We start from the raw sequence: 11,031 nt of genomic DNA, 5'->3' as shown, positions 1-11,031 counted from the left end.
GAGTCCCCTGGGCATGATCCGCTTCAGTGGGCTCCACGTCTCATTGAGTTCGTGGAGCCCCCGCCCGGCGCGAAGGAACGGTAAACGCCTAGCGCGCCCATGGGGCACTTGTCTTCCATCCGGCCATCCGCCTGATGTGTTGAATTTCTTTTAGGTTTTCCTTTCGCACGGGGTGGGCTTTACGCAGAAAGAGCAAGTGCCGCTCTGCTTCATCCAGCTTCCGCCGCGCCCTCTCTGACTGGCCGGGAAACTGCTTGATGGTCAATGCAAAAATACACGCCACGTGGGCTCGCCTTGCTGGATTGTCGTAGCCCAGCTTCTCAGTGCGACGCAACGCGCGGCTGAATTCAGCCCAGGTGCACTCGCGCCCGTAAGCGCCCAGCAGAATGTCTTCGGCCGTCCTTCGCTTGATGACAAGCTGCTCTTTCGGCGTCTTGGCCTTGCGCAGCCATGCTCGCTGGTGTTCCAGAAATGTGCGCTCGAACTCCGCAAAGGTCGCCTTTGACAAAGAGAGGTGAAGCCTACCGCTCTCCAGTGCGCCAATGGGCTCGCGTCCTGTTTTCTGCGACTGGCGGTTTCTCATCCTCCTGGACACCTTTTTCCGTTGGCAGAGCTGGGCCAAAAACCTCTGCGCGTGCAGTATTCGTAACAGGCTTTACATTGCGTCTCACTGTGGACGCGGCCGGGCGTTTTTCCGCCCCCTTTGTCTACGCACCTATCGTAGTGTGGCTCGCATATTTCTGATCGCCAGCGTTCTCTCTCCGCAGGTGCTGGTAACTCTTCTGCGCTTGCGGGGTCCGTAGCCCCCGGCGGCGGGAGGAGGATGGGAGGTTGAGGCGATCTTACAGGCGCTTCAGCTCCGCAACTCTCTGGGCTGTACGGATGCCTCTTGAGGCAACAGGAAATAGTAGAGTCGCCTTGGTTGCACTCAGCTTGCGCCAAGGCAAACGTCGTCCGGCCTATTCCATGAGAGTTGGCGGAAGTACAGCCGAAGGAAAACAATAGTGCTGCGGCTGCCAAGAGCGAGGCGAAGTGCGCTCGGGCTGGTCTATCTGCTATTGAATCCCGCATAACTGCCTCACCATCGAGTAACTCAGCGAACTGGGAATACCAAAACACCTGACACAGGGAATCCACGCCGAAGACCGCCCCCAATACCGGAGGCCGTCCTAAACAAAACCGTGCACGAAAGCGCATGGGCGTGCAGCGCTTGCGGAGACGGCAACGTCTCGGTCATTCTCCACCACATTGACGAGTGGTCCGACTCCAGAAATCACGACGAGTCCAATCTAATTACACCATGCCTCAACCATCATGGCAAGGAACATACAAAGCGCGAACTTGGACAGAACCTGACTCCAAGCCGACTTCGCGAAGCCAAGGCACCATTGAATACCAAAGTGACCCCAAAGAGAGCCACAGCCATCCTTCAGCCCGCCAACGAGATGACATATGCAGCCTGGGATTACCTCAATCACACCCGGCTCCCACAATGCCTCCAACTGGCAGGCATCGACGTCTCCCTTCAACAGCCCATGCACCAATGACTGCGGGGCCTTGGCGCAATAGATGAAGACGGCACGGCCCGCATTCCTGGCGGCAAAGATCCAGCAAAACATCATGTAACCGTTCACCGGCTCATGCTGCGTTCGCGAACTGAGGGGCCTCCGCGAGAGGCAGCAGCGAGGGTGGCAGTAGGCCCCAACGGTGCGTGCGCAGCGTGTCCGTCAGGAAGTCCAGCCAGCAGGGCTTGGGCCACCTTGCCGCTACGGTTTCGCGCGATGTGGAACACCACCACCCGGGCCGTGGCTGCCACCCACAGCCAGGCACGATGGCTCCGGCCTTCCTTGCGCCCCTCCACCCATCCCCTCTCGTCCGCGTGGGCCTTGTCGGCCGCCTGCACATACGCGCGGGCCCCGGCTACTGCTGGGGCCAGCGCGTCGGTCATCTCCGCTTCGAGATTCACCACGCTGCCCACCGACACGTCCACGCCCAGCATGTCCGAGAGGGCGTCTTTCACCAGCCGTCTGGACAGCCGGTACTTGCCCACCAGCAGACTCGCCAGCGCGCCCAGTCGCTCGCCGAAGGCGCTGCGCGCGTGCGGGCACGGGCGCCCGCGTCAGCGTGCCGCACGCGCTGCACGCCAGCGCATGGCTGCGGTACTCGGTGACGATGGCCGACAGCGGCGGCACCTCCACCACCTGGTGGCGGCGCGGCTCGCAGTCCCTGCCCACCAGCCGCCGCCGACAGCCCTTGCACTGACGGGGCACCAGCTCGACGACGTGCTGCACTGCCTCGGGCGGCAGCAAACGCCGCGCGTGCTTCTTGTGCCCTGGCTGGCCACCGGGGCCGCGGCCCGTGCGCTTCTTCGGCGGGCGCGGGGTACCAGGCGCATCCGAGGAGGGCGGCTTCGAGGAGTTGCTCGAATTGAGATTCAGCCGATCCTTCAACTGCCGGTTCTCTTCACGCAACTGCCGGTTTTCTTCCTCCAGGTGCGCGATGCGCTCGAGCGCCGCTTCCAGCAGCGCATCCAGCTTCGCAATTCGCACGTCCCTGGGGTCGAGTTCCGCCACGAGTGGCGGTGTGCCACTCCGCGGCCCCGCCGTCGAGCGCCGCCCCGCCCACCGTCCGCTGCCCGGCAGTCCCTTCAAGCAGCCTCCAGCCGGTGAACGAGTTCGAGGCGAGGGCCGTGTTCCACGCACGGATGCCTGTCTTTGTCGCACCAGCCATCGGGCTGTTCGCGGACCAGCTCGGCATCGACATCGGCGCGAGCACCACCGCGGAGCGCACCCGGGCCTACGTCAACGCGTTCTTCGACCAGCACCTGCGCGGCTCTGGCCGCAGCCACTGCTGGCCACGCCCTCGCCGTGGTACCCCGAACTCATCTTCTGCCACTGAGCACACGAAAGCGGCGCGCACTTCATGAAGTAGCATTGCGTCTTGAAACGCTGGACGCCTACCACTGCCCTGCCCTCGTCTGTCCTGCCTGATCATGGATCAGCGCGAGCATCCCGGGCTGCGCCAACCCAGGCGGGTGGAGCTGGACTCAACCCCTCGTCCCGCCACGCATTTGACATTCAATACACATACTCCGTATACGCCGCCCGTCTGTCGCAAACCCACTGTCAGTGAAGGCCCGGTGACCTGGTGATTTTGAAACTCGGAAGACTTTCCACGGTCCTCGCATGTCTGGCGGGGCTGGTCGCATGTGAGGAGCGAGCGCCAGAGGAGGGCTCCGGTGACTTCTTCGCCCAGAAGGAAGCCGCGCTCGACGCAGGGGGCGTGGTGGAGCTGGAGTCGAACGTGCTCCAGGGATCGGTGCGACTCACCAACATGAATCCGCAGGTGCTGGCGCTGCTGGCGACGGACTCGTGGATCCACGGCTCCAACAGCGTTTCCGTATCCAGCACATCGCCTCCGGGCTTCAGTGCCACCACCAGTTCCACCGTGCGGGTCAGCCCCTCGGAGTTCCGCTTCGAGATGCAGGTCGAGGCAGGGGCTGGCGGCAACCCGGGCGTCGTCTACAACCTCAGCGCCAGCCGGGGGACCTACGCCATCCCTGTCATGTCCGGGGTGACGGTCCGGCCCGTCGAGGTGCAGCCCGCCCCCACGGAAGTCACGGTCCAGAGCTGCATTGGCGTTGTCCAGTTCCAGTTCGGAACGGATGCGACCTGCCAGACCCTGACGGCGGTCAGGGACGTCCGGCTCGACGGCGGCCTGTATCTGTCGGATTGGGGCGCGGGGCGCTACATCCACTACGTGGCGGGCGGCACGAGCCAGACCGCCTCGCTCGCCTACAGCGTCAGTACCTCGACGGGACCGGTGAGGAGCACGTATCCCGTGCAGCTCGCCGCGGGTTGCGATGAGATCGTCCAGGCGTGCATTCCCGTGGGGACTCCCGTTCCCCCCGCGCTCGGCGGCCTGACCGGTGCCTTCGAGATCCACGGGGAGACCGCCTCCTCCAAGAGCATCTATTTCGGTGGGCCCGCCCAGGCGCACACCCTGAACCTGCCCGGCGGCTGGTCTCCCGTGAACGATGCCGGGAGCTGGTGGACGAGCCCCAACCTCACCGTCGGCACCTATTCAACGTATGCCAGGGCCAGCCTGCGCTCAGGGCGGAACTTCACGCAGGTCAACACGCCCTATTACGCCTTCCCGGTGTCCGTCACCGAGGGCCCACCGATGCCGCTGACGCGGCAGGTGAATGGGCAGACACGCCACGCCTATGACATGCACCCCGCCTATTTCTACGGCTCCGTCCATCTGGCGGACCCCTTCATGCGCCAGCATCCGGGGGCCTGGAGCTCGCTCCAGGCGCTCTACTTCGAGGGGGATCACGACAGCAATGGCGATGGCGTGCCCGACTCCACGGCCATTGGAAGCAGGGGCACCTACTTCCATACGACCGGTTCGGGCGGTTCCAGCCACACCGCCTTCCCCGGCACCTTCGACGCGAACCTGGGCGAGCTGGTCTCCACGTATGAGCAGGTGTTGCCCCTGACCTTCGACCTGCTGGTCCTGGACTGGACCCAGCACAAGCTCGCCCTGAGCTTCTGGTCCGAGCCGACCGGCAGCGGCCCCTTCACCACCCGGCCTGGGCTGTATGACCCGGCGCGCTTCCGCTACGGGGCGCTCGCACTGCGCTCAACGATTGATGGCGCCAGGAGCGCCCGGCTCAATCCTGAACAGCGCTTGCGCATCAACCACGAGTACTGCTTCAACGAGGTGCAGATCCAATACACCTCCACCACGGGCCGCTTCTTCAATCCCTTCGCGGACGTGTCCGGCAGCTACACCGGCAGGGATTGGCGCAACCAGCCAGCGGCCTACGTGGCTTCGGGAACCGCCTACGGGACGCCCGCGGTCTGGAACACGCCGAATCCCGCCTCGTACGCGCAGACGAGCGGGCAGATCTCCATGGCACTCCCCCAGGGAACCTTCACCCTCCAGCCCGGCGCCTTCATGGTGAGCGACTCGGGCGCGGTGAACAAAGCCAGCTTCGCGCCCATCGGTGTGACGCTGGGGTGTGGACAGCGGCTCAAGCTGGTGCCCCCGCTGTCCGTCAGCCTGGCCTCGCTGGCGGGATGCGCCGCATCGGATTCCAAGCAGGTCTCCGGACAGGTGAAGAGCCGGCCCGCCCAGGTGGACCGCGTCTGGTACCGGCTCAACGGAGGGCCGGACGTCACGCTCTGCACCGACTGCGGCTTCGACCCGACCTTCTCCTTCCAGGTGCCGTTGCAGGCCTGCGACAACAGCATCCAGGTCTTCGCCTTCACCGAAGGAATGAGCGAGCCCGCGAGCGCCATCGAGCAGCTCGTCTGGGATGATCCGGCGGACGGTCCGAGCTGCCCCGGAGCCTTCTGTGTCAACCGGCCCCCGGTGGCCCGCTGCAAGGGAATCATCGTTCCCGCTAACAGCGCGTGCAGCGGCTGCGGCTCGGTGGATGACGGCTCCTTCGACCCGGACACGGGCGACACCGTGAACTGCGTGCAGACCCCTGGCTGTCCGCACGCGCTGGGCTCGCATACGGCGACGCTGACGTGCACGGACAGCAAGGGACTCGGCTCGTCGTGCACGGCCAGCGTGACGGTGCGGGACACGCAGCCGCCCACCCTCACCTGCCCCGCGCCCATCACCGTCCAGGGCACGGGCCCGGAGGGCGCCCTGGTGACGCCGGGCGTGGCCACCGCGGAGGACGCCTGCGCGCCGCCCCAGGTCTCCGGCCCCGCGGCTGGCATGTACCCGGTGGGCACCACGCCGGTGACGTACACCGCCACGGACGTCGGCGGGAATCAGGTGCAGTGTGTCTCCACCATCCAGGTCACGGAGCCCCCGCCGGACGACACGCTGAACGTCACGATGTGCAACCTGCCGCGATACACTCGGGAGACGACCCTCATGGCCTGCGGTTGGACCACGCCCCGTCCCGGCGGCGCACCCGTCACCCAGGCCTCCTTCCAGGTGGACGGGGGCGCCCCCATCCCCGTGACGCCGGACCTCAGCGGAGGCTTCGTCCTCACCTTCCTGAACCTGGGGGAAGGCCCCCATGTCGTGGAGCTGACCGCCACCGATTCGAGCGGTGCCGTCACGCGAAAGCAGCTGCCGGTGACGGTGGACCTCACGCCTCCCGTCCTCGCCATCCTCGCTCCGCGGGGGGACGAAACGCTCTCCAGTCCCCTGGTGACCGTGACCGCCTCCGTCCAGGACGCCACGCCCACGCGTGTGACGACGCAGTGGCTGGAGACCACCATGCTGGACAGCGGCACGGGCACGGTCAGCCACACGGTGGACCTGGTCAACCGGGGATCCGTCCCGCTGCTGGTGCGCGCCACGGATGCAGCGGGAAATGAAACGCAGGTCGTGACGCAGGTGCACATCGGGCCTGCTCCGGGCCTGACGCGCCTTCAGGAATCCGCCGGGGGACCGCGGTAGACGGCCCGTGTCTCAGAACGCGACCTGGAACCGGGACATCACGACGTTCTCCGCTTCCCTGTCACCGTCCAGGGCCCCGCCCACGTACGTCGTGTGGTGATAGTTCAACGCGACGCGCACGCGCCGGTTGAAGGCGAAGAGGGCGGCGACACCGAAGCCGCGGGCCTGGCTCACGGAGACGGTGGGGTCCGCGAAGATGGGGAACGCGTCGTTGTCCATGTCCAGGCCCTGGTAGCGCACGGAGAGCTCCAGCGCGCCGCCCTTGCCTGTCTTGGGATCGAAGGCGCGGTGGGGCTTGGGGCCCGTGAAGGACGCTTCCCCGCCCAGCACATACGACGCATAGGCCTGCCACGCGTGGTGGCGCAGGCGCGCGCGCTGGTCACCGACGCTCACCTCCTGGGACGACAGGACGTACTCCGCGAGGAGCCCCACCGGGCCCCAGTAGAAGTAGCCCTGGGGCGACAGACGCACGTGCTCGCCGTCCGCGACGACGGTCGGTCCGGTCGTCCCATTGTTCAGGAAGCTGAAGATGATCTCCTGGCCGGTGCTGCGCTGCGGCACCAGGCCGGTATTGGAGGTGGTGGAGGAGGGCGTGCCGAACTGGAGGCCCCGGGAGACGGCGACGCCCAGGCCCAGGCCCTGGAGCGCGGAGTTCGTATCGCCCTTGAAGGGCTGGGCGAAGACGCGGGCCACCAGGTCGAAGCTGTCGTCGGTGTTGACGTCGATGCTGGCGCCGTCGGGATCGCCGTTGACCACCGCGAACGCATAGCTGAGGCGCCCCCCGGCGATGTCGCCGTACAGCTGCAGGCCGGCGTCGCGGACGGGGACCAGGTCGAAGGTGAGCGAGCGTTCGATGAAGGGGACGTCCGTGTTGGCCTGGAGCAGCTCCAGCCCGAAGGGCGTCTTGAAGCGGCCGGCGCGCAGGCGGAGCCACTCGACGGGGCGCAGGTCGATATACGCGTCCTGGATGAGCGGCTGATTGACGCCGAAGTCCGGCATGATCCGGAAGTCCACGAAGCCGAAGAGCGTCCCGTCCAGGAAGGGGCGCAGGCGGCGGATGAGGAACGTGTTGTTGGCGCTCCGGTCCGAGTCCGCAATGTAGAAGCGGCCATCCCCCTGGAGCTGTCCGCGGATCTTCAGCACGAAGGCCTTGTCGGCGGTGGAGAAGATGTAGCCCTCCTCGGAGAGCTGAATGCTGGGGGGCTCCGGGGGCTTTTCGGGCTCGGTCGCCTGGGCGCGGGCCGGGGGCGCGGAGAGCAACAGCAACCCCAGGGTGGCGAGGTGGGCGGCGGAGAAGGCGGACACGCGGGACCTTTCAGGCGAGGGGCGCCAGGGCTGGAGGGGGCGCCGGGCGTGCACCCTCTCCGCGTGCAGGTGATGCTGTCAAGAATCGCCGGGCGGGCGTGTTGTCACCTTCACTTGCCGGATCCGGATCAGTGGGGATCCGCCTGGTAGCCGCTGGGAATGAAGAAGCGCTCCGCCCGTTGCGCACCCACCTGGATGTCCGTCAGCTCCCGAAACATGACCGGCCGGGGATTGACCGTCCCGGAGGGCTTGCACAACACGCAGGCCGCCACCTACACCCTGGTGCCGGATGGGCTTGCCAACGACGCGCTCAAGGGTGCGGTGACACACGAGCTGATGCACGCCATCCAGTGGTCCTACAAGACGAAGGGCCCGCAGCCCCGTTACGGATGGATCCGCGATGCGACCGCGAACTGGCCATCGACCAGGTGTATGGACAAGCGCTGCAGCTCGAGCACGACTACGCCGACAGGACTGGCTGTCGCACGCCTCGCGCTCGGACACGTCGGCGATTGGTGATGGACGCATCGTGGACATCGCCGTCAGCGGTGGCCCGGACTGCCGGGGCCCGGAGAAGGATGCCCCCGGGAACATCCTCTTCACGGACTCGGGTTCACCGCCGCTCGCGAAGCCCAATGGTGAGCTGTCCGGGACGTTCCCCTACGCGGACGCCACCTTCACCTGGACGCTGCAGCCGCGGAGCGAACCCTGAGGCATGCTGGGGCGGGCGTCGCTCGGGTTTACGCGTCCCGAGCGCGCGTGAGACAAGGCCCCATGCCCGACTGGAAGCGGTTGCAGAAGCTCAATGGCGGGGATCCCATCTGGTACTCGGATCCCCAGCTCGACACGAAGGACGAGGTCTGGCTCTACAACCAGGGCGGCGCCCTGCGTGTCTGGAGCGAGGGCACGCTCACCCGGGAGGACCCGAACGTCTTCCAGGGGCTCGCCCCCGTCGAGCGGCGGCACACCCTGTACCGGCTCAGCACCCTGCTCCACGTCGATGTCGAGGTGCGTGGCGCGCAGTCGCTCGTCTGCCGAGGGACGCTGAACGGCGCGCACCTCGTCTCCCGCATCGAGACCTCCCGCGTCGAAGCCCTGCTGGCGCGCTACCGCAAGCTGGGCTTCAAGGATGGCGCGCCATGGAACGCGACGAAGAAGCTCGTGACACGCCGCCAGTATCACCGGGCTCCGGACAAGTACTGGGAGGTCCGCGTGGACGGCGAGCATGTCTTCGAGGACTACTCGGAGCAGACGACCCTCGCGAGCCGTGAAGCCGCCCTTGCCCGGGCCGAGCAGCGCGTTCGTGCCAAGGAGAAGGCGGGCTTCGTGCTCCGAAACATCGAGCTCACCGAAGCCAGGTTCTCCAATCCGGAGCCCAAGCCCGCACCCGGCGCGCCCAGGCGTGCGCCCCTGCCCAAGGGGCCCTCCTTCCCGCAGCCCCAGGACGCCTTCGAGGCCGTTGACGTGGCCATCTCGATGCTGAAGGACCTGCACGAGCGCTTTCCCACGGGGCACTTCGTCGCGGAGCAGCTTGATGCCGAGAAGGAGAAGAAGCGCATCGCCACGGCCGAGGAGCATGCGTCCTTCTTCAAGCGCATGCACAAGGCGCGCATCGGTCGTTGGAGGACTGCGAAGCCAGGCAGGCCGAAGAAGCGCGAGTCCAGTTGGGACTACTTCCTGCGCGTGTATGGCTCCATCACCTGGATTGTGGGCAGCGGAGCCGACCAGGACCTGCCCATGTTCCTGTGCGGCAACGTCACCGGCGGAGGCTGGAGCTGCCTGGAGGTGGCGGAGGACCTCTACGCGATGGACGACCTCGTCGAAGCCACCGGAAATACGGACCTGGAGGAGCTCCTCGTGTTCCACGGAGGGTGGCACACCTCCAGGTCCTTCGCGTTCGACCCCCGCGTGGTGTCCGCCACCGGCGAGCTGGCCATCATCCCGTTCGACGAGGGCATGGAGAAGCTCCCCAGGCCCATGAAGCGCGAGCGCGTGCAGCCCTTCGGCCTGTGGCTCCACAAGCGCGTCACCCAGCTCGTTCGCATCGCGGAGCGGAACCTGCGCGAGGCGCTGTGAGCCGCTGACGCCCGAAGCCCCGCTCAAGGGCTACGGCGTGACATCGGAGATGCTGTATGTGAATTCCGTGTCGTAGTAGGTGACGTAGACACCGAACCCCTGGAGGCGACGAAGCGAGAGGAAGTAGCGCGCGGTGGAAGGCGCCGTGAACTCGGCAATCAGACTCAAGCTATCGGGGTCCTCGATGTCCTTCGCGAGGACGGTGCCCTGGGCATCCAGCACCGTCGTGGAGGGATAGAAGGAGAATCCGTTCGAGTTCACCCGGTACGTGTGACCTTCCACGAGGTCCACCGCGAGCACGTCCACATCACCCACGGGCCAGAACGTCACGTCGGTCGTCGAGGGCACCGTCACCACCGTGGCCTCTGGCAGCGCATCCGGATGATCGTCCACTCCGTCGTCCGTCGTCTTGCAGTGATAGTCCCCCACACCTCCCACCCAGGAGAAGACTCGCAGGAAGAGGTCCTCTCCGGTGTCGTTCTCGGCGGACAGCGCTTTCTCCCCGTACCTGGAGCCCGAATAGACAAACGTGTTGAGCACGGTGCCATCCGCCCTCACGATCGCCGATTGGGGGCCTGGGCCGCCCACCCTGACGCCGCAGACCACCCCCAGGATGCGCCCCTTTGGAATGGAGAACCGGAAGACATCCACGTCATCCGGGGCGTTCAAGACGCCGGTGAAGTCCGACGGGACCTCCTTGGAAATGGCGTCCTGTGCCGTGTTGGGCTCGGCGTCCTCGGTCTCGGAGAAGTCAAAGGTATACCGGCCGACCTGGGCCTGCGAAGGGCGGGACGCACCCACGTCCACGATGGCGGTTTCGTCCACTGCCGCACGCCAGGTAGCGTAGCTGAACTCGTAGTTCCCGCTGATCGGGAGGGGCTCCAGCGTTTCCGGATCGAGCCTCCGTACCACACATCCAGACAGGGTGTCCGCCTGGCAGCTGAACCGGTAGAAGTGTCCGGCCTTCGTGGCCAGTTCGTAGCGGACCCGCTGCCCCTCCTCCGTGAGCTCCCCTTCGCCGTGCGTCCCGGGATTCATCACTCCCGACCCGGCGTCCGGAACTGGATCGGGCTTCGCCGGGTCCTTTTCGCAGGACGTCAGCAGCAACCCTCCCAGCAGCAGGGACAGCGCTCGGTAGTTTCGAAACGAGGTCTTCGTCTTCATAACGCCTTCGCCTTTCATCGGTTGCCATCGGGATTCTTGCATCATCTTCCATGT

At 66.1% G+C, this 11,031-nt stretch carries 9 protein-coding genes and 1 pseudogene; 6 read left to right on the top strand and 4 right to left on the bottom strand.

Annotated features, from left to right (window positions below):
* Positions 1-88 precede the first annotated feature (88 nt).
* Entirely contained in the window at positions 89-583 is a 495-nt protein-coding gene (locus D7X30_RS10890) for a hypothetical protein (protein ID WP_120562823.1), read from the bottom strand.
* Between the two features lie 598 nt (positions 584-1,181).
* Between D7X30_RS10890 and D7X30_RS43805 the strand changes: the two genes are divergently transcribed.
* Positions 1,182-1,547 (top strand): HNH endonuclease, encoded by a 366-nt coding sequence (locus tag D7X30_RS43805; protein ID WP_158619236.1) that lies wholly within the window; start codon positions 1,182-1,184, stop codon positions 1,545-1,547.
* 194 nt (positions 1,548-1,741) lie between these two features.
* On the opposite strand, the pseudogene D7X30_RS10880 reads toward D7X30_RS43805, so the two are convergent.
* Positions 1,742-2,573: pseudogene (locus tag D7X30_RS10880) on the bottom strand (transposase); the annotation flags it as partial.
* 92 nt (positions 2,574-2,665) lie between these two features.
* On the opposite strand from D7X30_RS10880, the gene D7X30_RS10875 reads away from it, so the two are divergent.
* On the top strand, positions 2,666-2,926 hold the full coding sequence (locus D7X30_RS10875; protein ID WP_199724241.1) for a hypothetical protein: 261 nt from the start codon (positions 2,666-2,668) through the stop codon (positions 2,924-2,926).
* Positions 2,927-3,147: 221 nt separating this feature from the next.
* On the top strand, positions 3,148-6,432 hold the full coding sequence (locus tag D7X30_RS10870; RefSeq protein WP_147443160.1) for a hypothetical protein: 3,285 nt from the start codon (positions 3,148-3,150) through the stop codon (positions 6,430-6,432).
* 12 nt (positions 6,433-6,444) lie between these two features.
* On the opposite strand, the gene D7X30_RS10865 is transcribed toward D7X30_RS10870, so the two are convergent.
* Positions 6,445-7,737 carry an OprO/OprP family phosphate-selective porin gene (locus D7X30_RS10865; RefSeq protein WP_120562820.1) on the bottom strand — a complete coding sequence of 431 codons (1,293 nt, stop codon included), beginning with the start codon at positions 7,735-7,737 and terminating at the stop codon, positions 6,445-6,447.
* Between the two features lie 159 nt (positions 7,738-7,896).
* Here D7X30_RS10865 and D7X30_RS10860 point away from each other — a divergent pair, with 159 nt between their 5' ends.
* The 3 genes from D7X30_RS10860 to D7X30_RS42770 all read left to right on the top strand — a co-directional run bounded on the left by D7X30_RS10860 (position 7,897) and on the right by D7X30_RS42770 (position 9,813).
* Positions 7,897-8,256 (top strand): hypothetical protein, encoded by a 360-nt coding sequence (locus tag D7X30_RS10860; RefSeq protein WP_147443159.1) that lies wholly within the window; start codon positions 7,897-7,899, stop codon positions 8,254-8,256.
* Between the two features lie 10 nt (positions 8,257-8,266).
* Positions 8,267-8,449: a hypothetical protein gene (locus tag D7X30_RS10855; RefSeq protein WP_120562818.1), complete on the top strand. Its 183-nt coding sequence runs from the start codon at positions 8,267-8,269 to the stop codon at positions 8,447-8,449.
* Between the two features lie 62 nt (positions 8,450-8,511).
* The gene (locus tag D7X30_RS42770; RefSeq protein ID WP_233591509.1) at positions 8,512-9,813 is read left to right on the top strand and encodes a hypothetical protein; all 1,302 of its coding nucleotides are present in this window, start codon (positions 8,512-8,514) and stop codon (positions 9,811-9,813) included.
* 30 nt (positions 9,814-9,843) lie between these two features.
* Here the strand turns inward: D7X30_RS42770 and D7X30_RS10840 are convergent, their stop codons facing one another.
* Complete coding sequence (locus tag D7X30_RS10840; protein WP_120562817.1) at positions 9,844-10,977, bottom strand: hypothetical protein; 1,134 nt, start codon at positions 10,975-10,977, stop codon at positions 9,844-9,846.
* Positions 10,978-11,031: the final 54 nt, after the last annotated feature.

It is taken from the genome of Corallococcus sp. AB011P (assembly GCF_003611605.1).
Taxonomy (GTDB): Bacteria; Myxococcota; Myxococcia; order Myxococcales; family Myxococcaceae; genus Corallococcus; species Corallococcus coralloides.
This window is presented reverse-complemented; position numbering and strand designations above follow the sequence as displayed.

Bases quoted from the DNA above. Each gene is read 5' to 3' on its own strand.
- D7X30_RS10890 (WP_120562823.1), bottom strand. From the start codon at position 583: ATGAGAAACCGCCAGTCGCAGAAAACAGGACGCGAGCCCATTGGCGCA.
- D7X30_RS10840 (WP_120562817.1), bottom strand. From the start codon at position 10,977: ATGAAGACGAAGACCTCGTTTCGAAACTACCGAGCGCTGTCCCTGCTG.
- D7X30_RS42770 (WP_233591509.1), top strand. From the start codon at position 8,512: ATGCCCGACTGGAAGCGGTTGCAGAAGCTCAATGGCGGGGATCCCATC.
- D7X30_RS10860 (WP_147443159.1), top strand. From the start codon at position 7,897: ATGAAGAAGCGCTCCGCCCGTTGCGCACCCACCTGGATGTCCGTCAGC.